Raw genomic sequence first — 23,250 nt, 5'->3', positions numbered from 1 at the left:
GCACGCAATTACTTGCCTGCTTCGCCCTTCTTGATCCACGCCGCCAGCTGGTGCGGACGCAGGCCGTCGTAGTCTTCGAACGGCTGATGGATCCACGGATTGTGCGGCAGTTCGTCGAGGAAGTAGTCGGGGCGCACGACGGAGCAGCCCTTGAGCCAGATCACGGCCGATTTGACTTCGGTCACGTCAGGGAAGTTTTCCTTCAGGTGACGCGTGACCTTGTCCAGGGTGACGCCCGAATCGGCCAGGTCGTCGACCAGCAGGATGCGGCCGGCCAGCGGGCCCTTGGTCATGGTCATGTACTTGGCGATATCGAGGTCGCCGCGCACCGTGCCCGCGTCTTCGCGGTAGGAGCTGGTCGACAGGATGGCCAGCGGCAAATCAAAGATGCGCGAGAACACGTCGCCGGGACGCACGCCGCCGCGCGCCAGGCACAATACCTGGTCGAATTTCCAGCCCGATTCGTAGACCTTGAGCGCCAGGCGCTCGATCAGGCGGTGGTATTCTTCCCAGTTGACCCAGAGATGTTGATCGTTCGATTGTGGGGTAGTCATGATAGTGGAATCTTATTATTAGCGTGATTAAAAAAATCCGCCTTGCGGCGGATTGTGTCCAGCAGCTTATTCGAATGGGTGGCGCAGCACGATCGTTTCTTCACGATCCGGACCGGTCGAAACCATGTCCACCGGCACGCCAACCAGTTCTTCGATGCGCTTGATGTAAGCGCGCGCCGTTGCCGGCAGGGCCGCCAGCGATTTCGCGCCGACCGTGCTTTCCGTCCAGCCTGGCATCTCTTCGTACACAGGTACGCAACGGGCGGCTTCTTCAGCGCCCGATGGGAAGATGTCCGTGGCCACGCCGTCGATGGTGTAGCCGGTGCACAGTTTCAGCGTTTCGATACCGTCCAGCACATCCAGCTTGGTCAGGCACATGCCCGTCACGCCGTTGATCTGCACCGAGCGGCGCAGCAATGCGGCGTCGAACCAGCCGCAGCGGCGGGCACGGCCCGTCACGGTGCCGAATTCATGGCCGACCTGCGCCAGGTGGTGGCCGACGCCCGCATCCGTTGGCAGTTCCGAAGGGAACGGACCGGAACCGACGCGCGTCGTGTAGGCCTTGGTGATGCCCATGATGTAGTGCAGCATGCCAGGACCCACGCCCGAACCGGCGGCGGCATTGCCGGCCACGCAGTTCGACGAGGTGACGAACGGATAGGTGCCGTGGTCGACGTCGAGCAGGGAACCCTGCGCGCCTTCGAACAGCAGGTTCGCGCCGGCCTTGTGCGCCTTGTACAGCGCGCTCGACACGTCGGTGACCATCGGACGCAGACGCGGCACATAGGCCAGCGCGTCGTCGAGGGTCTTCTGATAGTCGACTTTCGGCGCCTTCAGGTAGTTTTCCAGCACGAAGTTGTGGTAATCGAGGTTTTCGGCCAGCTTTTCGGCAAAGCGCTTCTCGTTCAGCAGGTCGGCGATACGGATCGCGCGGCGCGCCACTTTGTCTTCGTAGGCCGGGCCAATGCCCTTGCCGGTGGTACCGATCTTCGCATCGCCACGCTTGGCTTCGCGGGCCAGGTCGATCGCGGTGTGGTAAGGCAGGATCACGGGTGCAGCGTCCGATACTTTCAGGCGCGAGGCGACTTCGACGCCGACGGCTTCCAGCTTGTCGATTTCGCGCAGCACGTCCGGCACGGAAACGACCACGCCGTTGCCGATGTAGCAGGCGACGCCTGGACGCATGATGCCCGACGGGATCAGCTGCAGCGCGGTTTTGACGCCCCCGATGACCAGCGTATGACCTGCATTGTGGCCGCCCTGGAAGCGCACCACGCCCTGGGCGTGATCGGTCAACCAATCGACGATCTTGCCTTTACCTTCATCGCCCCATTGGGTGCCGATGACAACAACGTTCTTTGCCATAATTTTCTTTGACATCACTCAACCTAAGTTTTTAAGAATCCAGCTACTACCATTATCGGCAAGTACCAGCACGCGATCGCACTCGAACTCGTCTTGTTCATTACTGTGACCCGGCATACTCTGGATCACGACCTCGCCCGCCTTGCGCAACTCGGCGATTTTTTCCTTCAATTCTGGCGCGCTGCCCCACGGCGCGCGGATCGAATGCTTCCGTTCCGCGGTCGGCAACAGGCGCGCCAGTTCGCGCAAATCGAGCGAGAAGCCGGTCGCGGGACGTGCCCGGCCGAACGCTTCGCCGACGTGGTCATAACGGCCGCCGCGCGCAACCGCGTTCGGCAAGCCAGGTACATACAGCGCAAACATCGCGCCACTTTCATATTGGTAGCCGCGCAGGTCGGCCAGGTCGATCGCCACTTCGGCGCGGCCCAGCGCAGATCCTGCCAGTGCGGCCAGTTCGGCCAGCGCTTTCAGCACGCCCGGCAGCGGCGGCAGCACTTCGCGCGCACGCGCCAGCACGTCGATGTCGCCGTACAGGTTCGGCAAGGCCAGCAGCGCATCACGCGTGACGGCATCGTAGGATGCGGTCAGGGCGCGCAGGCCCGGCGCATCTTTCGCGCGCAGCAAGGCGTACAGCGCAGCTTCGTCGCGCCCGGCGGCGGCGTCTTGCGCAATGATAGCGCGCAACAGGCCGACGTGCGACAAATCCAGGCGGACCGCATCGAAACCGGCGAGTGCCAGCGAAGCGAGCGCCAGTTCCTGGATCTCGGCATCCGCTTCCAGGCCGGCGTGGCCATAGATTTCGGCGCCGATCTGCAACGGTTCGCGGGTGGCGTGCAGGCCCGACGGACGGGTATGCAGCACGCTGCCGGCGTAGCACAGGCGGGTGACGGTGGCACGGTTGAGCAGGTGCGCGTCGATGCGCGCCACTTGCGTCGTCATGTCGGCGCGCAGGCCGAGCATGCGGCCCGACAGCTGGTCGACCAGTTTGAACGTGCGCAGGTCGGTATCCTTGCCAGCGCCAGTCATCAGCGATTCCAGATACTCGAGCAGCGGCGGCATGACCAGTTCATATCCGTACAGACGGAAATTATCCAGCATGAGGCGGCGCAGCTCTTCGATCTTGCGCGCTTCCGACGGCAGAACATCGGCAATATTTTCGGGCAAAAGCCAATTCGGCATGAGGGAGCGAGATACGGAAGAAAGTTGAAAAAATGCATCATGCGAGGCAGCGGCGGGCGCGCCAGGCAAGAGGCCGAACCTGATATTTTACGCGAAAACACGGGCCTTTAGGGATAAGTTGTCCGAAACGCTGCCGCACAACCCTAAAAACACCGCATTTTACGCCTTCCCGCAACAGCTTGTCGGGCACAAAAAAACGGGGCCGGCATCGATGCCGGCCCCGCTGTTGCTGCCGCCCGTCCTTGCGGCCGAGTGCAGTCTGGATGCTGTCTTACTTCTTGGACGGAGCGGCCGTGCCGTTACCCTTGAAGTACTTGAAAAATTCCGAGCTCGGATCGACCACCATCACGTCGCCCTTGTCCTTGAACGTGGCGCGGTAGGCTTCCAGGCTGCGGTAGAACTTGTAGAACTCCGGATTCTTGCCAAACGCTTCCGCATACACCTGCGACGCCTTGGCATCGCCCTCGCCGCGGATCTTCTCGGCTTCGCGATACGCTTCGGCCAGGATCACCGTGCGCTGCTTGTCGGCGTCGGCGCGGATCTTCTCGGAATCGGCCGAACCGGTCGAACGCAGTTCATTGGCCACGCGCACGCGCTCGGACTTCATGCGCTCGTACACGGAGTTGTTGATCTGCTCGACGTAATCGACGCGCTTCAGGCGCACGTCGACGATTTCCACGCCGATGGCCTTGGCTTCCGCCGAGACCTTCGCCAGGATCGCTTCCATCACCTTGCCGCGCTGGCCCGAGATCACTTCGCGCACCGTGCGCTTGGTAATTTCATCGTTCAGCGCCGCCTTGACGATTTGCGACATGCGGTTGCGGGCCGGCTTTTCATCGCCGCCAAAGCTGCGGAAATACAGCCGTGGATCGGCGATGCGCCACTTCACATACGCGTCGACGAGGATGTTCTTCTTCTCGGCCGTGATGAAGCGCTCCGGTTCCGGCGTGTCCAGGGTCAAGATGCGCTTGTCCAGGTACAGCACGTTCTGGAACGGCGGCGGCAGCTTGAAATACAGGCCCGGCGTACTGATGACTTCCTTGACTTCCCCGAGGGCGAAGACGACCGCATACTTACGCTGGTCGACCACGAACACGGTCGAGGACAAGAGCATGATCGCGATAAAGCCCGCGATCAGGGCGGCTACGATACGGTTCATTAGCGGCTCTCCCGTTCACGCGAAGAGCGACTGTCACGGCGCGAATTGACTTCTACTGTCTGCATGGCTTCCTGTGGCAAAACGGTGTTGGCTGTGGGTGTCGCGGCAGCACGGGCGGCGGCAGCGGCGGCATCGGTGGCGGCCGTCTGGGCGATCAGCTTGTCGAGCGGCAGGTACAGCAGATTGCTGCCCGTCTTCGCGTCGACCATGACCTTGCTGGCACTGCTGAACACTTGCTGCATCGTTTCGAGGTACATGCGGTCGCGCGTGACGACCGGCGCCTTCTGGTACTCGACCAGCACCTGCTTGAAGCGCGAAGCGTTACCGGCGGCGTTCTCGGTCACCATCGCGCTGTACGCGGCAGCTTCTTCCATCAGGCGGAATGCGGCGCCGCGGGCTTTCGGAATGACGTCGTTGGCGTAAGCCTGACCTTCATTCTTCTGGCGTTCACGGTCCTGGCCTGCCTTGACGGCATCGTCGAAGGCGGCTTGCACCTGCTCCGGCGGCTGCACGGCCTGCATCGTCACGTTGGTGATGACGGCGCCGACCTTGTAGCGGTCGAGGATCTGCTGCATCAGCTGCTGCGTATCGTAGGCGACCTTTTCGCGGCCTTCGTACAAGACGAAGTCCATCTTGCTGCGGCCGACCACTTCGCGGATCGCCGTTTCGGCGACCTGGCGCAAGGTGTCTTCCTGGTCGCGCGTGTTGAACAGCCACGCGACGGGATCTTTCAGGGTGTATTGCACCGCGAACTGGATGTCGATGATGTTTTCATCGTCCGTCAGCATCAGCGACTCGCTGGCCTGCTTGTTGCGCAGCGACTGGCGATAACCCACTTCCACCGTGCGCACCTGCGACACGTTGACGGTTTCGTCGGTCTGGAACGGATACGGCCAGCGCCAGTTGAAACCGGCCGGCGTGGTGTGGCTGTATTTGCCGAACGTGAGCACGACGCCGTTCTGGCCCTCTTGCACGATGAAGGCGCCGCTGGCGAGCCAGATGAAGACGGCGATCACGCCAACCACGCCGGCGGTGATGCCGGCGCCCTTCATGTCGGGACGCGGGCCACCATTATTGTTGCCGCCGTTGCCGCCGTTGTCGGGACGGTTCTTTTGTCCGAAAAAGGCGTTCAGGCGCTGATTGAAATCGCGCCACAGCTGATCGAGGTCCGGCGGACCTTCGCCGGGCTTTTTGCCTTCTTGGGCTTTCTTGCCGTCGTCCTTGCGATTGCCCCAGCGGGGATCGTTCAGGGACAACTTCAAGCCTGTTTTTTTGAGTAGGGAGACAAGCATAACTATCGTGTTCCGACTTGGGAGTGGGTGGAAATCCTATCGTCCTCGCCAGGCTCTTCGTCCTGGTCCGGGGCGGCGCCATCGTGCTGGTCGTACTGACCGTCAAACTGATCTTCCTGCGGTGCTTCGTCGTTCTGATACAGGTGCGCCGAACGGGGCGCCTTCCTGGCCATTTCGACGATCGCATCGCGCAACAGGTCGAGCCCGCTGCCCTTCTGCGCACTGACGAACACGCGACTGATCGTAGCATATTCGTCGCGCTCCACCGAAGGCTCCAGGCCGGCCGCATCGATCTTGTTCCACACGAGGATTTGCGGAATATGATCGGCGCCGATCTCTTTCAAGACCAGGTTGACCTGCTCGATCTGCTCCATGCGCACCGGTGACGCGGCGTCGACGACGTGCAGCAGCAGATCGGCATGGATGGTTTCTTCGAGCGTGGCGCGGAAGGCAGCCACCAGCTGGTGCGGCAGTTCGCGCACGAAGCCGACCGTGTCGGAGATCACCACATTGCCCACTTCCTGGCCCAGGTAAACCCGGCGCGAGGTGGTGTCGAGGGTGGCGAACAACTGGTCGGCCACATACACGCCGGCCTTGGTCACGGCATTGAACAGCGTCGACTTGCCGGCATTGGTATAGCCGACCAAGGACACGGAGAATGTGTGATTGCGGCCGCGCGCGCGGCGCTGCGTTTCGCGCTGCTTGTGCAGCTTTTCCAGGCGCGCACGCAAGGCCTTGACGCGCTCGCCGATCAGCCGGCGGTCAGTCTCGAGCTGCGTCTCGCCGGGACCGCGCAAGCCGATACCGCCCTTTTGCCGTTCCAGGTGGGTCCAGCCGCGGATCAGGCGCGTGGCCAGATGCTGCAGCTGGGCCAGCTCGACTTGCAGCTTGCCCTCGTGACTCTTGGCGCGCTGCGCGAAGATGTCGAGGATCAGGCTGGTACGGTCGAGCACGCGCACATTCAGGCGCTTTTCCAGATTGCGCTGCTGGGCAGGCGAGAGGGCGTGATTGAAGATGACGATTTCCAGGCCATCGTTGACGACGACGTCGCCAATTTCATCGGCCTTTCCGCTACCGACGAAATACGCGGAATCGGGGCTGGAACGCTTGGCCGTGATGGTGGAAATCGGGTCCGCACCAGCCGAACGCGACAACAGCATGAGCTCCTCCATGCTGGCGGCGAAGTCGCTGTGACCGAAGTCAACCCCGACTAGTGCCGCGCGCATGATGGCATCAGATGAGTTGCGGCGGACGCCGACGCCGATGCAAACGCATCAGCGCCGCTGGCGCGGGCGGGGGCGATGGAGGGTGAAAGGCGCTGGGCCGTCAAGCTCAACGCTTTACTCCGCTTCAGATTCAATATTGAGATTGACGGCACGGGCCGGCACCACTGTCGAGATGGCATGCTTGTACACCATCTGTGTCACCGTATTGCGCAGCAATACGACATATTGATCGAACGATTCGATATGGCCCTGCAATTTAATGCCATTGACCAGGTAGATCGAGACAGGAACATGCTCTTTGCGTAATGCATTGAGGAATGGGTCTTGTAACAGTTGCCCTTTGTTGCTCATAACAGCTCCGTTGTTTATGTTGTTGTGTAAGAATTGGAGGCGACTCGCTTGATTTCAAGTGCTCTCACACCTTTCAAAGAAAGAAAGATGCGTCATAGCTACTGTAACCTGTTTTCGCGATCGCTGTCGCGCATGGCGCATTAACACTTTATTATTTCCGTGCAAAAGCCATTGAATTGGCTATCGGCGCCGCATTATCTCTGCGGCGCCTTAATATGCACTTAATTTTACTTGCTTGGCGTGCGTGCAAACGGATTTTTACCCGTGCGCAGTTCAATGCGCAGCGGCGTGCCGACCAGGGCAAACGTATCGCGGAAATGTTTTTCCAGATAACGCTTGTACGGATCGCCAACGGCGTCGAGCGCATTGCCGTGAATAACGATCACAGGCGGGTTCATGCCGCCCTGGTGGGCATAGCGCAGCTTCGGACGAATCGAGCCCTTGCGGCGCGGCTCCTGCTTCTCCACGGCCTCGATCAGGGCGCGCGTCAGCTTCGGCGTCGACAGGTCGCACATGGCGGCCGCATACGCGGCGTTGAGCGACTTCATCAATGGACCGATGTTGGTACCCTTCAGCGCCGAAATGAAATGCATCTGCGCGAACGACAGGAAATCGAGCTTGCGGTCGATATCGATCTTGATTTCATCGCGCTGGTGCGATTGCAAGCCATCCCATTTATTCACGGCCACGACCAGCGCGCGGCCAGATTCCAGGATAAAGCCGGCGATATGCGCGTCCTGCTCCGAGATATCCTGCTGCGCGTCGAGCATCAGCACGACCACGTTGGCTTCGGAAATCGACTGCAGCGTTTTCACCACCGAGAATTTCTCGATCGCTTCAAACACCTTGCCGCGGCGGCGGATACCTGCCGTGTCGATCAGGGTGTATTGCTGGCCATCGCGCTCGAACGGGATTTCGATCGAGTCGCGCGTCGTGCCCGGCATGTCGAAGGCGATCACGCGCTCTTCGCCCAGCAGGGTGTTGATCAAGGTCGACTTGCCCACGTTCGGACGGCCGACGAGGGCGATCTTGATGCCGCGGTCGGTCTTTTCCAGCTCTTCAGGCTCATCCGGACGCTGCGCGAACGCCAGGTCCAGCATCACTTCGACGAGGTCGTTGACGCCGTCGCCGTGCGCCGACGAGATCGCATACGGATCGCCCATGCCCAATTCATAGAATTCGGACACGACGGCCGTGTAGCGCATGCCTTCGCTTTTGTTGACCACCAACAAGACCGGGCGACCGCTCTTGCGCAGGAAGTCGACGATGGTCTTGTCATGCGGAGTCAGGCCTTGACGGCCGTCCACGATGAACACCACCACGTCGGCCTCGGCCACGGCCTGCTTGGTCTGCAGAGCCATCTGGTGCATGATGCCTTCCTTGGCGACGGGTTCGAAACCACCCGTATCGATGACCAGGAAGGGACGTTCGCCGACACGGCCTTCGCCATAGTGACGATCGCGCGTCAACCCAGGCAAATCCGCCACCAGCGCATCGCGCGAGCGGGTCAGACGATTGAATAAAGTCGATTTCCCAACATTGGGTCGACCTACTAGTGCAATTACCGGCTTCATTGTATTACTCGACCGCGAGAGCGGTCACTGTCCCTGATTGGGTTTGAAAAATCAAATTCGAACCGGCAACAACGGGAGCCGAAACAATCGGGCTACCGTCGGTGCTGACACGACCTATTAATGCGCCATCTTCCCGTGACAGGAAGTGGATATAACCTTGATAGTCGCCGACGGCGACGCTGCGGCCGTAAGAGGCCGGCGTCGACAGGCGGCGGCGCGCCAGCGCCTCATTCTTCCAGGCGCTCTGGCCGCCTTCGCGGCTGAACGCCACCACGCCGCCCTGGTCATCGGCAACAAACACGAAACGCTGGTCGACGGCCACGCCCACATCGGACGAGACCGGCTTGGTCCAGCGCGGCACGCCCGTGACGGCATCGAAGCAGCCCGCCTTGCCCTGGTAGGTGACGGCGCACACTTCGCCTTCGAACACCACCGGCGTGCCGGCGATATCGGAGACACGCTCCAGTTCGGTGGCGCCGCGCGGTTCGCTGACGACGATCTCCCAGCGTACCACACCGGTCGCCGCCGTCAGTGCCAGCAGCTTGCCGCCCGGCTGGGCCACGTAGATGTTCGCGCCGCCCAGCACCATGCCCGGCGCATTGCGCAAGGTCAATGCCGGCGTGGCACGCTGCACCGTCCACTTGCGTTCGCCCGTCTTGGCGTCGAAGCCGACGATGCGGTTGTCCACGCTGCGCACCACGACCACGCCTTGCCCGACGACGGGCGCCGTCAATACTTCGCTGGACGCCTGCGCCTTCCACAACTGCTTGCCATCGGCGTCAAACGCCAGCACGGCGCCCTTGGCGGCACCCACGGCCACGACCGTGCCATCGCTGCCGGCGCCGGAGGTGATGTCGCTGCCGGCCTTGACGCGCCACGTTTCACGGCCGCTGGCCGCATCCAGGCGCGCCAGCGCGCCATCGGCGCTGACCACGTAGACGCTGTTGCCAGCGAGCGCAGGCGTAAACGCGTACACGCCGGCCTTGCCGATCGAATACTTCCAGGCGTCGCGCACGGCGATGCTCGATTTTAACTCGACCAGCTTGGCCGGTTCGACTTTCGGATCTTTCGAGGCGAACGGGTTCCACGACGAGCAACCGGCCATCAGGGCCAACAGACTTGCAGCTACCAGCTTTTCAGTGACACGCATAAGTGTTATCCAACCTTTTTCTTGTACTTGTAAGGGCAAGGCAGGCGGCGCAAACGCCGCGCGGCTGCGCCATCAGTGTTCCTGTCAGGCAGCGGCCTTGTCAGCCTTGGCCTTGTCTTCCGGTACCGTACCGCCGATCGCTTCCAGTTTGACCTGGATCAATTGACGGCCTGGATTGTTCTTGTCCGTCGCGGCCAGCGCAGCCAGGTAAGCCGTGCGCGCATCGGCCAGCTTGTTTTGCGCCACCAGGATGTCGCCCTTACGGTCTGCCACGGCGCCGGCAAATTGCGTCACGGGCGCCGTTGCCAGCACTTTCAACGCTTCATCGTAGGCTTTTTCGTCCAGCAGGACGCCGGCCAGGCGCAGCTTGGCGATGGCCTTGTACTCTTCCGTGCCATGCTCGGCCACCCATTGCAGCTGGGTCTTCGCCGTTTTCAGGTCGTTCGCGTCGAACGCCACCTTGGCCGCGGCCAGGGCGCTCATCTGTGCATACGCCGTGCCGCTGAAACGCGATTGCATGTCGCCGGCCGCGCGCATCACCTTGGCCGTGTCCTTGGCGGCGATGGCGTTTTGCAGTTCGTCGTACAGCTGGCCCGCTTGCGCAGCCTGCGTGCGCTGGTAGTACTGCCAGCCAGCCCAGCCGCTGTAGCCGGCCAGCGCCACGATCAGGACCCAGGAGGTCAGATTGCCATTGCGCTGCCACCAGGCCTTGAGGGTTGCCAGTTGTTCTTGTTCTTCGTGATCGTATGCCATGGGTCGTCAGTTTAATGAGTAGTTGATCGAGGGTAGTACGGTCTTGCTTCAAATCAATGGTGGTGATGCACATGGCCGCCAGGACCGTGGTCGTGGCCGCAATCGTGGTCGCCGATGATCTGATCCACCACGTAATCGACGACATCGTCGAACGGCACCGTGTTCTGCTGCGCGCCGGCATCGGCATCGCGCATGGCTTTCACCGTCGCAACATTGTTGGCGATTTCATCGTCGCCCAGGATCACGGCAAACGCCGCGCCGCTGGCATCGGCCTTTTTCATTTGCGTCTTGAAGCTGCCGCCGCCGTTGCTCGCTGCGCAATGTAGCACAACGTCCAGGCCCGCATCGCGAATCCGTTCTGCCAGCACGAAGGCTTGCAAGCCTGCCTGCTCGCCCTGGTGCACCAGATAGACGTCGCACTGCGCCGGCGCTTCAGGCTCGGCCGCATCCTTCATCAGCAGCACCAGGCGCTCGACGCCCATGCCGAAACCGACGGCGGGCGTCGATTTGCCGCCAAACATTTCCACCATGCCATCATAGCGGCCGCCGGCGCAAACCGTGCCTTGCGCGCCCAGCTTGTCGCTGACCCACTCGAACACCGTGCGGTTGTAGTAATCGAGGCCGCGCACCAGGCGTGGATTGATGGTGAACGGAATATTGTTGTGGTTCAAGATCTTCTGCACGCCATGGAAGTGGGCCAGCGATTCCTCGCCCAGGTAGTCCAGCAGCTTCGGCGCGCCATTGACCAGGTCCTGCATGGCAGGATTCTTGGTGTCCAGGATACGCAGCGGATTGCTGTGCAGGCGGCGCTTGGCTTCTTCGTCGAGCAGCTCGCTGTGGCTTTCCAGGTAGGCGATCAGGTCGGCGCGGTGGCGCAGGCGCTCGGCCGCGTCGCCGATCGAGTTCAGCTCCAGGCGGATGCCTTCCAGGCCCAGATCGTCCCACAGGCGGCGCGACAGCATGATGATCTCGGCGTCGATATCCGGGCCCGTGAAACCGATGGCTTCCACGCCGAACTGGTGGAACTGGCGGTAGCGGCCCTTCTGCGGGCGCTCGTGGCGGAACATCTGGCCCTTGTACCACAGGCGCTTCGGACCTTCGTACACAAGGTTGTGCTCGACCACGGCGCGCACCACGCCAGCCGTGCCTTCAGGGCGCAGGGTCAGGTTGTCGCCGTTCATCGAATCGGTGAACGAATACATTTCCTTTTCCACGATATCGGTCACGGCGCCGATGGCGCGCGCGAACAATTTCGTCTCTTCCACGATCGGCGTGCGGATTTGCTGGAAACCGTAGCTTTGCAGCACGGATTGGGCCGTATTTTCAAACAATTCCCACAGCGGGGCGTCGGCGGGCAGCACGTCGTTCATGCCTTTCACGCCGGTGATTTTCTCTGCTTTTTTATTTTCGGACATAGTGTTCTTCTTTGCTTTTTATCGGATCGGGCTCAGACGGCAACCGTGTTTCCGTAGTGACTCTTTACATAATTCAAGACGATGTCCTGGAATTCCTCGACGATGCGTTCGCCGCGCAGGGTGACGACTTTTTCGCCGTCGACAAACACGGGGGCGGCTGGCGACTCGCCCGTGCCGGGCAGGCTGATGCCGATGTTCGCATGCTTCGATTCGCCGGGACCGTTGACGATGCAGCCCATGACGGCCACGTTCATCGCTTCCACGCCCGGATACGATTTCTTCCATTCCGGCATCTGCTCGCGCAGATACGTCTGGATGTTGTCGGCCAGCTCCTGGAAGGTGGTTGACGTCGTGCGCCCGCAGCCGGGACAGGCGATCACCATGGGCGCGAACTTGCGCAAGCCCATGGTCTGGAGGATTTCCTGGCCGACGATGACTTCGCGCGTACGGTCGCCGCCCGGTTCGGGCGTGAGCGAAATGCGGATGGTGTCGCCGATGCCCTCTTGCAGCAACACGGCCAGCGCCGCCGTCGAAGCGACGATGCCCTTGCTGCCCATGCCCGCTTCCGTCAGGCCCAGGTGCAGCGGATAGTCGCAGCGCTGCGCCAGTTCGCGGTACACGGCGATCAAATCTTGCACACCAGAAACTTTGCACGACAGAATGATCTTGTCGCGACCCAGGCCCAGTTCTTCGGCGCGCACGGCGTTTTCAATCGCCGACGTTACCAGCGCCTCGTACATGACGGCTTGCGCCGGCCATGGCTCGGCACGGCCCGCATTTTCATCCATGATGCGCGCCAGCAAGGCCTGGTCCAGGCTGCCCCAGTTCACACCGATGCGCACCGGCTTGTCATACTTGCAAGCCGCCTCGATCATTTGCGCAAATTGCGTATCGCGCTTGGCGCCCTTGCCCACGTTGCCCGGATTGATGCGGTACTTCGACAGCGCGCGCGCGCAATCGGGGTAGTCGTTGAGCAGGGTATGGCCGTTGTAGTGAAAATCGCCCACCAGCGGCACGTCGATGTCCATCTTGTCGAGCTGCTCGCGGATGTACGGCACGGCCGCAGCCGCTTCCGGACGGTCCACCGTCAGGCGCACCAGTTCCGAACCGGCACGCGCCAGCTCCTTGATCTGGATCGCCGTGCCGATGGCATCGGCCGTATCCGTGTTCGTCATCGACTGCACCACCACGGGGGCGTCGCCGCCCACCCAGATCTGGCGCTGGCCGTGCGCGATCAGCACCTTGCGGCTGTCGCGGCGGCCGGAAGGGCCGGAGCCGATCGCTGTTTTCGAGGTAGCCATAATATTATCTTCTGAGTTTGCTTGAACGATTACTGCAATTATTTGATGCTGACACGGGAAATCGTGCCACCGGCCACGGTCGGCAGATCCAGCTTGGCGCCGCGCAAAGTTGCCTGCACAACACCCGGCTTGCCCACCACCAGGGTGGCCGGTCCCGTGATATCGAACGTTTCCGTGCTGCCCGCCTTGACCATGCGCGAAATCAGCGGCGAACTGCCAGGGCGGCGAATTTCCACCCAAGAATCCTGCTCCACCTTCAGCACCAGCGCATTCGCGCCCACGGCAGGGACCGCGGCAGCAGCGGGCGGCGTGACGGCGGGCGTCGCCGCTGTCACCGGAGCTGGAACGGCGGCTGGCGGCACTGCGGCGGCGGCCGGCGCCGAAGCGGCAGGGGCACCCGTCTGCGTATCGTTGCCTGGCGGCGGCGGCACGGAAATCAGGGGCACGGACGGCGACTGCACGGGCGTCAAGTCCTGGCCCGGCTTGATCAGGGTCGTTTCCACGGGGCCCACTTCCGCATGCGCCGTTTCCTTCTCGGCGTGCGAGGACAGCAGGCTGGCCGGCACATAGCCGAGTTTATAGGCGCCAAAGGCGGCTGCCACGACGACGGCCACGGCGCCGGCGATCCAGAGGGGAGTCTGGTTCGACGAACGCTGCGTCATCGACGGGAAGCGCGATTCCGAGAACGTGGCGGAAATCTCGCGCCGCACGGGCGCGGCCGGATCTTGCGCCGGCGCCGGGTGGACTTCAATCATGGCCACCAGCGGCGCCGCGTCGAGACGCACCACCTTGGCGTAGGCGCGCACGAAACCGCGCACCACGGCCACGTTCGGCAAGGCCGCCATGTCGCCCTCTTCCAGCGCGATCACCTGGCGCGGCGCCAGCTTGAGCTGGTCAGCCACCTGTTCCACGGGCCAGCCCAGCGCTTCGCGCTGCGCCTTTAATTGTGCACCTGCCAACGCAAGATTGCCCTGGGGCTGCTGCTGAGGCGTTTCTGCCCACTCTGAATTCATTGGTATCCCTGTCTCACTCATCAAACGCCCCATTTTGATAAGCAGCATATTCGGGGGAGCCGGAATGGTGGTTGCGCAAATGCGCCCCCAGGCCAGCTTCCGCACCCGCATCCCCGAGCTTATGCTGCACCTTGATCCCGAGCCACAGCACATCGGCCGTCTGGCTCTCCATTGTCGCTACTTTACCGAGCCGCTCAAGGTAACGAGCCGCTTGCCGGTAGTCTTGCTGTTGGTAATACACGCGCACCAGGCCGGCATACGTGATTGCCGCGCCAGGTGCGATGCGCTCCGCCTTGAGCCAGTAGTCAGCGGCACGCGGGTAATCTTTCATGACCAGGCTGCACGCCGCCGCATTATGCAGCGCCAGTTCAGGCGTGCCATAGGCTGCATCTTGCAATGCGGCATCAAAATACGCCAGCGACTGCGCCGCGCGCCCGGTCTGGCACAGAAACTGGCCATAATTATTGCTCAACTCGGGATTGTGGGGCGCGAGGCGCAATGCGTAAAGAAAATCTTTTTCAGCAGCCCCAGGTTGGCGCATGGCAGCAAGAATCAGGGCCCGCATGCCGCGCGCCTGGACGTTGTCCGGCACCAGCTGCACCGCCTGCTCTGCTTCGGCCAACGCCACCACAAACTGGTCTTGCATATAATAGGCGCTGGCCAGCTGCAAGCGCAAGGCGGCGCGCTGCTCGACAGATGCAGCTTGCTCCTTGTCTGCGGTGGAAGCACAGCCGACCAGCAGCACAGCCAGGCAAACAGCGGCCACAGCAAGCGAGCGTTGGTAAGCCATGCTTTCCCGCATCAGGAGCGGATCTCCACAATCTTGCCGAAATTGGCGCCAAATTTCTGTTGATACTCAGTCATCTTTTCCATGCGTTCCTGCACCCGCGTGCGGTCCTTGACTTCGCCGGCCAGCTGGCCGCAGGCCGCATCGATATCGTCGCCGCGCGTCTTGCGCACGGTGGTGATGATGCCGCCATCCATCAGCACCTGGGCAAACGCCTTGATGCGCGGGTTTTTCGAGCGGAACAGGCCCGACTCGGGGAACGGGTTGAAGGGAATCAAGTTGAACTTGCAGTTCACGCCAAACTCGCGGTCTTGCACCAGCGCCAGCAGTTCGCGCGCGTGCTCGTCGCTGTCATTGACGCCGTCCAGCATGCAGTATTCGAAGGTGATGAAATCGCGCGGGGCGAATTCCAGGTAGCGTTTGCACGCCGCCATCAGTTCCTTCAGCGGGTATTTCTTGTTCAGTGGAATCAACCCGTCGCGCAAGGCATCGTTCGAGGCGTGCAGCGAGACGGCCAGGGCCACCGGTACTTCCTGCGACAGCTTGTCCATCATCGGCACCACGCCCGACGTCGACAGGGTCACGCGGCGGCGCGACAGGCCGTAGGCGTTGTCGTCGAGCATCAATTTCAGGGCCGTGACGGTCGGTTCAAAGTTCAGCAGGGGCTCGCCCATGCCCATCATCACCACGTTGGTGATCTGGCGCTCGCCTTTCGGCCCCGGTTCGATGCCCTTGGTGCGGCGCAATTCGAATTCCGCCATCCACAGCTGGCCGATGATTTCGCCGACGCTGAGGTTGCGGTTGAAGCCTTGCTTGCCCGTCGAGCAGAAACGGCAGTTCACGGCGCAGCCGGCCTGGGTCGAGATGCACAGCGTGCCGCGGTTCTCTTCCGGGATGAACACGGTTTCCACGGCATTGCCATTGCCCACGTCGACCAGCCACTTGCGCGTGCCGTCCGTCGACGTGTGGTCGCTGATGATGGCCGGGGCGCGCACTTCGGCGCGCGTAGCCAGCTTGTCGCGCAGCGACTTGGCCAGGTCCGTCATGGCGTCGAAGTCGGAGGCGCCGAACTGGTGTATCCAACGTTGCAATTGTTTCGCACGAAACGGTTTCTCTCCCAACTCGGCGCAGTAGGCGATGAGTTGCGCGGGATCAAGGTCCAGCAAGTTGGTGAGGGTCGTCGTATTCATGATCTTGTCTATTCTAAAAATCCGTCCCCGCGCGCATCAGGGGCAAAGCACCACAGCGCAGCGGGAACAGGGGGTGATAAGTTATTTCACAGATAACGCCAGGAAATAACGTTATCTAAGGCAATTAAGCCTTCAGTTCTGGGAAGAAGTAAGCGATTTCTACTTTAGCAGCTTCGACAGCGTCGGAACCGTGTACGGCGTTAGCGTCGATCGAATCGGCGAAATCGGCGCGGATCGTGCCTTTTTCTGCTTTCTTCGGATCGGTCGCGCCCATCAGGTCACGGTGGGCCAGAACGGCGTTTTCGCCTTCCAGGGCTTGGATCATGACTGGACCGGAAACCATGAAGTCGACCAGATCCTTGAAGAAGCCGCGTTCTTTGTGCGCTGCGTAGAAGCCTTCAGCTTGTTCGCGCGACAGTTGGGTCATGCGTGCTGCAACGATTTTCAGGCCAGCGTTTTCAAAACGGGTGTAGATTTGACCGATTACGTTTTTTGCAACTGCGTCTGGTTTGATGATCGACAGGGTGCGTTCGATTGCCATGTGTGAAAACTCCAATAAAAAGAAAGGTTTAAAACGGTAAATTGATAACTCAATCAACCTTTGATTTTACCATACTCCACCCCATATCACCCAGACAGGCAGGTGGGCATCTTCCGCCCTTGCCTGAGTTTAATTAAATCTTAAGCTGGTTTTTTTGTAAAAACCGGGGTCCATGCTATCCTTGGGCAAAGTAGTAATTTGAATTGACAACACGGAGGCACTATGAATCAGAACATGCAACGCACCTTTGACCTGTCGGGGGGCATGCAGCAAGTCCGCCACCAGGTCTTGCGCAACACTTACTGGCTGCTGGCACTGTCCATGATACCGACCGTGCTGGGCGCCTTCATCGGCGTGCAAATGCATTTGCCGATGCTGACCGGCGGCATGGGCTTCATCATCTTCATGGCCGTCGCTTTCGGCTTCATGTACGCGATCGAGAAAACCAAGAATTCGGGCCTGGGCGTCGCCGTCCTGCTGGGCTTTACCTTCTTCATGGGCCTGATGCTCACGCCTATCCTGACGCGTACGCTCGGCTACTCGAACGGCGGCATGCTGATCATGACGGCATTCGGCGGCACGGCCACCATCCTGGCCGTGATGGCGACGATCGCCACGGTCTCGAAGCGCGACTTCTCGGCCATGGGCAAATGGCTGTTCGCCGGCGTGATCGTGCTGATCCTGGCATCGGTGGCGAACATCTTCCTGGGCCTGTCGGCACTGTCGATCGTGATCTCCATGGTCGCCATCGCCATCTTCTCGGCCTACATCCTGTATGACGTGCAGCAAATCATCAACGGCGGCGAGACCAACTACATCTCGGCCACCCTGCGCATCTACCTGGACGTGTACAACATCTTCACCAGCCTGTTGTCCCTGCTGGGCTTCGCTGGCGGCAGCCGCGACTAAGCGCTAACGCAAAAACGCCCAGGGCGGCGTTGCGCTTATGCGCCAGAGCATGAAAATAAAAGCCGACCCGCAGGTCGGCTTTTTTACGTCTGTCGAACCTACCTGATCTTCTCCGCCACCTCGAGCAGACAGGCGCGGGCGCGGTCCAGGGTCGGGTTGTCGCGCTGGGCCGCATACACGGCGTAGGCGGAATGCGAGAATTCGGGCGCATCGCGCACGCGGTACAAGAGGCCCGTATCGAGATACGGTTGCGCGCTGCCGATGCGAAAGTAGCTGGCGCCGCCCACTTCCAGCAGGTACACGAGGGCCAGCGGCCCCAGGGAGATCGAAACGGGCGGGCTGCTCAGCTCAGGATACGCCGCCTGGTGGTTGGCCGCGAAACTGGGTCCCCAGTCCACGTACACATAGGTATCGGCATGCATCTGTCCGTCCGCGCGCGTGGTGACCATCACCAGTTTTTCCTCGGCCAGCAGTTCGCTGGCCAGGCCCGGGCGCTGCGGCGGGTTATACAGCACCGCCAGGTCGAGCGAACCGTCGTGCACGGCGTCGAGCAGGCGCGCGGGACTGTCGACTTCCGCCCGCAGGGCGATCTCGGGGCAGTCGCGGCTCATGCGTATCAGCCAGTCGCCGAGCAGCGGCTGCCACAAACTCAGCTCGCAGCCGATGCTGACGGCGTCATCGCGCCCCGGCGGCAAGGCCACCTGGTGGCGCGCCCGCTCCCACACCTGCACCATGGTGGCCGCGTGGCGCATGAAACGCTCGCCGGCCGAGGTCAGGCGCGCGCCCGCCTTGTTGCGCACGAACAATTGGCGCCCCAGCTGCTGCTCCAGCGTGCGGATGCGGGCGCTGACGGCCGTCTGCGTCACGTGCATGCGTTCGGCCGCCATGATGAAGCTGCCGCAGGAAGCCACTTCCAGGAAGGTACGCGCTTGATTGATATCCATCAAGCCATCATATCAGCTGACGCGCATCTCACCTGACACGCTCGTAGCCACCCAATACGCCCTGCTTCGACAAGACCCACTGCCACAGCTGCAGGTCGCGCGCGCGGAAGGCGCCCGCGCAGGACAGCAAATAATATGACCACATGCGGTGGAAGCGCTCGCCCAGCTGGGCCGCAAACTGCGGCCAGGCCTGCTCAAAGTTCGCGTGCCAGGCCATCAGGGTCTTGTCGTAGTCGGCGCCGAAGTTGTGCAAGTCCTCTGCCACGAACAGGTCGTCGATGGCGTCGCCGATCTGGCCGATGGAGGGCAAGTCGCCATTCGGGAAGATGTATTTGTCGATCCACGGGTCGCACGCGGAATCGCGCTTGTTCTTGCCGATCGTGTGCAGCAGGAACAGGCCGTCGTCTTCCAGGCAGCGGTGCGCCACTTGCATGAAGGTGCGGTGGTTCTTGTGCCCCACATGCTCGAACATGCCGATGCTGACGATGCGGTCGAATTTTTCATTGGTGTCGCGGTAATCCTGCAGGCGGAAGTCCAGGTTTTCTCCGCCCGGCATGCCGCGCGCGTAGGCGACCTGCTCTTTCGAAATCGTCACGCCCACGCACTGCACCCCGTATTTTTCCGCCGCATAGCGCATGAAACTGCCCCAGCCGCAGCCGATGTCGAGCACGCGCATGCCCGGCTCCAGGCGCAGCTTGCGGCAGATCAAATCGAGCTTGGCTTCCTGCGCCTCGGCCAGGTTGCCGGCGTCCTTCCAGTAGCCGCAGGTATAGGTCATGCGCGGATCGAGCATGGCCGCATAGAAGGCGTTGCCCAGGTCATAGTGCTCCTTGCCCACCATCCACGCGCGGCGCTCCGTCTGCAGGTTGAACAGGCGCGCGTACAGCGCGTGGAAAGCCAGGCGCATGGGCCGCACGTCGTCGGCTACCCGGGCGCGCAGCAGATGGCAAAAGAATTCGTCGAGTTGATTTGCATCCCAGTCGCCATCCATGTAAGCCTCGCCCAGGCCCAGGTTGCCGCTGGCGAAAGCCCGCTCGGGTACGCCCGGCTTGCGCAACTGCATGTCCCAGGCGGCGCGGCCATTCAGGTGAATGTCGGCCCTGGCCAGCAGTTCGGCCGCTTCGCGCGTCAGCCGCGTGTCGAGGGTGATGTTCGGTGCTTGCCGCAATTGAATCGGCGCTTGTGTCGTTTGCTGCGTGTTCATGCCCTGCCGCCTCCAGATGATTGTCGGTGCCGGTGCGCGCCGGCAAGTCAACATCAGGTGCCCGGCGGCGCACCAGCAATAAAATTATCTACCCCTCATCCGCATCTGGATAATGAAACATCATGGTTATTCATATCAAAATAATTGCTGCAAAATGATTTCAATCAATTATTCTATGGAAATATCTTATACAGGAAGCGCACCGTAGCATGAAAAAAGCCGCCCGTTCGGCGGCTGTTCCCTGCGCGTTCGCGGCAATCCACATGCCAATCAAAAGTCGTGATTCGGCGGATACTTGCTGTAAAAATCGTTATCCCATTTGAAGTTGGTAAACGCCACCGTCATCGATACGTCGAGTGCTTCGACGAAATGCCAGCAGCCGACGGGCAAAAACAGGATTTCGCCCGGCGCCAGCACGCATTCGCGCACCTGCACGTCGGCCATCAGCGGATAGCGCTGCAGGTCGATGGCGCGTCCGTCGACGGGCGTAAAACAGTGGCGCTGGTTGTACACGCGCGCGACCTCGCAGGCGGCCATGATGCGCAGGCGCTTGCGCCCTTTGACTTGCGCCATGAAGTTGTTCGTCAGGTCGTGGTGGAACGGCGTCACCGTGCCAGCCGGGCCGAACCACAGGAAGCCCGTGCGACCGCCACTCTGCTCCAGATACTCGGGCAGCTGGCCGATATCGTCCCACAGCTCGCGCAAGGCTTGGCGGTTCTGCGAATTGTTATTCGCTGTCATGTAAAAATCGTTGGTCGCGCCGCTGTTCTCGACCAGGCTGGCGTACTCGCCGAACGCCATCTTGCGCTTGTGCGCCACGCTGTTCATTTCGTACTGGGCATCCGCTTCGCGGCCGAACTGCACTTCCACCTCGCGCTGCGCAAAATGTTCGCGGAAGTAGGCCGGATTCCACTTGGCCATGGCGGGCCACTCATCCATCATGCCCGTGATGATGACGGGCTGGTTGGTCGAATAGTATTCGTCCAGGAATGCCTGCGCGGACAGTCTCTCGCGGCGGGGAATCTCGGGGGGACGCAGCTGGTTCAGCTTGCGCTGGATGTCGATCACCCAGTCGCGCTTGGCCAGGCGGTTCGACAGGCGCACGGCGCCGGCCAGGTAGGGACTCTGCAGCGCCAGCTCCACTTCGCGGCGCGCCAGCGGCTCCGCAATGCCGGCCTTTTGCAGCACCGGCATCAGCGCCGACGGGTGGCTGCCCAGCATGAGGTTTTCCGCAATCCAGCTGCGCCACTCGCGGCTCAGCTCCTGTTCCTGCTGCTTGACTCCGAATGTCGATACCGCCGCCATCACCCGCCTCCCGTGTTGTTATATTGCCAAACGGCCGGACAGCATGGCTATCCGGCCGCGTCTTACGCTACATCAACATTACCGCACTTTCCACACCTCGGTCGCCAGCACGCCATTCGCGTCGCCATCGAGTTCCCACGAGAACGCGCCGCGCAAGCCCTGGTCCTTGACGTATTTCACCTTGGTGCCGATGACGGTCGGATCGTCATAGCTCCACCACTGGCCGCCGGCCCCCGTGTACAGGTACAGCTGCTTGGTCACGGGATGGTAGTAGCGCGTGCCGCTCTTGGCGACGAGGATTTTATAGTCCTCGATGCCCGACTCGTACGTACCCGGCGCCGTGCCCGTGGCTGCCTGGTACAGGCCATCGCCGTTCGGCCCTGGCGCCACGCCCGTCCAGCCGCGGCCATAGAACGGTATCCCCAGCAGCAGCTTGTCGCGCGGCACGCCGGCGGCAATCATGTACTGCACCGCCTTGTCGCCCACGTATTCGCGCGCCATGCCCGTCGACGGATCGGCAGGGTCGGCAAACAGCTGGGCGTTGAAGTTGGTGCTCGTTTCCCAGCCGCCGTGGAAGTCGTAGGTCATCAGGTTGATCCAGTCCATGTACTGCGAGTACAGGGCCGGTTCCGTGTTGTCGATCTTGTCCTTGCCGGCACCGACCGCGGCCGTCAACAGGTAGCGCTTGCCGTTGGCAGCGCCGAGCGCATCGAGCTGGCTGCGGAATTCCGCCATCAGCAAGGTGAAGTTGCGCTTGTCGTTGGGGCTGACCGTGTTGTACGGCTGGCCGCCGCCGACCGGGTATTCCCAGTCGATGTCGATGCCGTCAAAGATGTTGGCCGCCGCGCCCACGCCGCCGCGACCGCCCTGCACCGGCAGGTTGCCCTTGATGTAGATATCGATACACGAACGCACCATCTGCTTGCGCAGCGCATCGGTGGCCGAACCGACGGAGAAGTTCTTCGACCAGCTCCAGCCGCCCAGCGAAATGAACAGCTTGAGGTTCGGGTGCGCCGCCTTCAGCTTTTTCAGCTGCAGGAAGTTGCCCGACAACGGTGCGTCCCACGGAATGGCCTGGCCATCGACGGTGCGCTTCGGCGTGCGGATGTAGTCGGCCTCGGCATCGCCGCCCGTGCCCGCGTCCGGCGAATTCGGATTCGTCGCGCCCGGCTCCGTCTTGGTGATCATGCCGCATTCGTAGCCGCCGTTTTTCGGATAGATATTGCCGAAGGCGTAGTTGATGAATGTCAGCTTGTCGGCCACGCCGCTGGAATGCACGTTCGCCACTTCATAGTCGCGGCCATACACGCCCCATTGGGCGAAATAGGAACCGACTTCGCGGCCGGTCGGCGTTGGCGTTGGCGTTGGCGTTGGCGTCGGTGTCGGTGTCGGGGTTGGAGTCGGGGTTGGAGTCGGGGTTGGAGTCGGTGTTGGAGTCGGTGTTGGCGTCGGCGTCGGTGTTGGCGTCGGCGTCGGCGTGGTGCTGCAGATCTCCAGGCTGGTCCATGGCTTGCCCGTACCGGCGGCGCCGCTGCTGGTCGACGGGTTGTCGCCTTGCGTCCAGTAGTTGGCGCGGTAATTCGTGCCCGCATAGCTGACGGTGGCGCCCGCGCTGTAAGCCGTGCCGGCCGCCCACGCCAGTGCGCAGGTGCCGCCGGTCGGAGTCGGTGTCGGCGTTGGCGTGGGTGTCGGGGTTGGATTCGGTGTCGGCGTCGGGGTGGGCGTCGGGGTTGGTGTGGGAGTCGGGGTCGGCGTGGTGCCGCCGTCGCAAGTGCCGCCGGCGCTCCACAGGCTAGGCGTGGAAACGGGGTTCCAACCCGAGCCCACGTGGTCGGTCTGCGTCACCAGGGCCGTGTAATTGGCGCCCAGGTAAGTGACCACCGTGCCCGCGTTGTACGTGCCGCCCTCCTGCCATGGCACACAGGCGACGACCGTGCTGGCCGCCAGCAATTGCGAGCCGCCGGGTGCGCTGGCGTCGCCGCCACCGCCGCATGCCGCCAGCACGCCACCGCTGGCCAGACATACCATCATGTTCCTG

At 61.9% G+C, this 23,250-nt stretch carries 21 protein-coding genes; 1 reads left to right on the top strand and 20 read right to left on the bottom strand.

The window, feature by feature from the left end; genetic code table 11:
• Positions 1-8 precede the first annotated feature (8 nt).
• The 16 genes from AC1RJW_RS02385 to ndk form a co-directional block, all read right to left on the bottom strand.
• Positions 9-554 carry a phosphoribosyltransferase gene (locus tag AC1RJW_RS02385; protein WP_034752020.1) on the bottom strand — a complete coding sequence of 182 codons (546 nt, stop codon included), beginning with the start codon at positions 552-554 and terminating at the stop codon, positions 9-11.
• Between the two features lie 66 nt (positions 555-620).
• On the bottom strand, positions 621-1,934 hold the full coding sequence (locus tag AC1RJW_RS02380; RefSeq protein WP_034752021.1) for an adenylosuccinate synthase: 1,314 nt from the start codon (positions 1,932-1,934) through the stop codon (positions 621-623).
• 3 nt (positions 1,935-1,937) lie between these two features.
• A complete protein-coding gene (locus tag AC1RJW_RS02375; protein ID WP_326459257.1) occupies positions 1,938-3,098 on the bottom strand; it encodes an ATP phosphoribosyltransferase regulatory subunit in 1,161 nt (386 codons plus the stop codon).
• A gap of 271 nt (positions 3,099-3,369) precedes the next feature.
• Positions 3,370-4,257, bottom strand: coding sequence for a protease modulator HflC (gene hflC / locus AC1RJW_RS02370; RefSeq protein WP_099378211.1), 888 nt, complete (start codon positions 4,255-4,257; stop codon positions 3,370-3,372).
• Positions 4,257-5,549, bottom strand: a complete 1,293-nt coding sequence (hflK, locus tag AC1RJW_RS02365; protein ID WP_493043125.1) for an FtsH protease activity modulator HflK — start codon at positions 5,547-5,549, stop codon at positions 4,257-4,259. The genes hflC and hflK overlap by 1 nt, the downstream gene beginning before the upstream one ends.
• 2 nt (positions 5,550-5,551) lie before the next feature.
• Positions 5,552-6,775 (bottom strand): GTPase HflX, encoded by a 1,224-nt coding sequence (gene hflX / locus AC1RJW_RS02360; protein ID WP_493043124.1) that lies wholly within the window; start codon positions 6,773-6,775, stop codon positions 5,552-5,554.
• Positions 6,776-6,889: 114 nt separating this feature from the next.
• Positions 6,890-7,126: an RNA chaperone Hfq gene (gene hfq / locus AC1RJW_RS02355; protein WP_008450615.1), complete on the bottom strand. Its 237-nt coding sequence runs from the start codon at positions 7,124-7,126 to the stop codon at positions 6,890-6,892.
• A 227-nt stretch (positions 7,127-7,353) separates the two neighbouring features.
• Positions 7,354-8,700 carry a ribosome biogenesis GTPase Der gene (der, locus tag AC1RJW_RS02350; RefSeq protein WP_070221915.1) on the bottom strand — a complete coding sequence of 449 codons (1,347 nt, stop codon included), beginning with the start codon at positions 8,698-8,700 and terminating at the stop codon, positions 7,354-7,356.
• Positions 8,701-8,704: 4 nt separating this feature from the next.
• The gene (gene bamB, locus AC1RJW_RS02345) at positions 8,705-9,850 is read right to left on the bottom strand and encodes an outer membrane protein assembly factor BamB (RefSeq protein ID WP_493043122.1); all 1,146 of its coding nucleotides are present in this window, start codon (positions 9,848-9,850) and stop codon (positions 8,705-8,707) included.
• Positions 9,851-9,934: 84 nt separating this feature from the next.
• Entirely contained in the window at positions 9,935-10,603 is a 669-nt protein-coding gene (locus tag AC1RJW_RS02340; RefSeq protein ID WP_493043121.1) for a YfgM family protein, read from the bottom strand.
• A 53-nt stretch (positions 10,604-10,656) separates the two neighbouring features.
• Positions 10,657-12,018 (bottom strand): histidine--tRNA ligase, encoded by a 1,362-nt coding sequence (gene hisS, locus AC1RJW_RS02335; protein WP_493043119.1) that lies wholly within the window; start codon positions 12,016-12,018, stop codon positions 10,657-10,659.
• 32 nt (positions 12,019-12,050) lie between these two features.
• A complete protein-coding gene (gene ispG / locus AC1RJW_RS02330) occupies positions 12,051-13,319 on the bottom strand; it encodes a flavodoxin-dependent (E)-4-hydroxy-3-methylbut-2-enyl-diphosphate synthase (RefSeq protein ID WP_493043118.1) in 1,269 nt (422 codons plus the stop codon).
• A gap of 38 nt (positions 13,320-13,357) precedes the next feature.
• The gene (locus tag AC1RJW_RS02325) at positions 13,358-14,278 is read right to left on the bottom strand and encodes a helix-turn-helix domain-containing protein (protein ID WP_493043116.1); all 921 of its coding nucleotides are present in this window, start codon (positions 14,276-14,278) and stop codon (positions 13,358-13,360) included.
• Positions 14,279-14,345: 67 nt separating this feature from the next.
• On the bottom strand, positions 14,346-15,122 hold the full coding sequence (gene pilW, locus AC1RJW_RS02320) for a type IV pilus biogenesis/stability protein PilW (RefSeq protein WP_493043115.1): 777 nt from the start codon (positions 15,120-15,122) through the stop codon (positions 14,346-14,348).
• A gap of 11 nt (positions 15,123-15,133) precedes the next feature.
• Positions 15,134-16,309, bottom strand: coding sequence for a dual-specificity RNA methyltransferase RlmN (rlmN, locus tag AC1RJW_RS02315; RefSeq protein WP_034752035.1), 1,176 nt, complete (start codon positions 16,307-16,309; stop codon positions 15,134-15,136).
• Positions 16,310-16,433: 124 nt separating this feature from the next.
• Positions 16,434-16,850 carry a nucleoside-diphosphate kinase gene (gene ndk, locus AC1RJW_RS02310; protein WP_070223377.1) on the bottom strand — a complete coding sequence of 139 codons (417 nt, stop codon included), beginning with the start codon at positions 16,848-16,850 and terminating at the stop codon, positions 16,434-16,436.
• A 222-nt stretch (positions 16,851-17,072) separates the two neighbouring features.
• On the opposite strand from ndk, the gene AC1RJW_RS02305 reads away from it, so the two are divergent.
• A complete protein-coding gene (locus tag AC1RJW_RS02305) occupies positions 17,073-17,759 on the top strand; it encodes a Bax inhibitor-1/YccA family protein (RefSeq protein WP_034752039.1) in 687 nt (228 codons plus the stop codon).
• A 98-nt stretch (positions 17,760-17,857) separates the two neighbouring features.
• On the opposite strand, the gene AC1RJW_RS02300 is transcribed toward AC1RJW_RS02305, so the two are convergent.
• The 4 genes from AC1RJW_RS02300 to AC1RJW_RS02285 form a co-directional block, all read right to left on the bottom strand.
• Positions 17,858-18,703: a LysR family transcriptional regulator gene (locus tag AC1RJW_RS02300; protein ID WP_493043113.1), complete on the bottom strand. Its 846-nt coding sequence runs from the start codon at positions 18,701-18,703 to the stop codon at positions 17,858-17,860.
• Between the two features lie 28 nt (positions 18,704-18,731).
• Complete coding sequence (cfa, locus tag AC1RJW_RS02295) at positions 18,732-19,907, bottom strand: cyclopropane fatty acyl phospholipid synthase (protein WP_493043112.1); 1,176 nt, start codon at positions 19,905-19,907, stop codon at positions 18,732-18,734.
• Positions 19,908-20,177: 270 nt separating this feature from the next.
• Entirely contained in the window at positions 20,178-21,212 is a 1,035-nt protein-coding gene (locus tag AC1RJW_RS02290; RefSeq protein ID WP_493043111.1) for a cupin-like domain-containing protein, read from the bottom strand.
• A gap of 78 nt (positions 21,213-21,290) precedes the next feature.
• Complete coding sequence (locus tag AC1RJW_RS02285) at positions 21,291-23,243, bottom strand: glycosyl hydrolase family 18 protein (RefSeq protein WP_493043109.1); 1,953 nt, start codon at positions 23,241-23,243, stop codon at positions 21,291-21,293.
• Positions 23,244-23,250 lie beyond the last annotated feature (7 nt).

This window comes from Janthinobacterium sp. GW822-FHT07A03, assembly GCF_058798815.1.
Note: the sequence above shows the minus strand (reverse complement) of the source record. Positions and strands in the feature narration are given on the sequence as shown.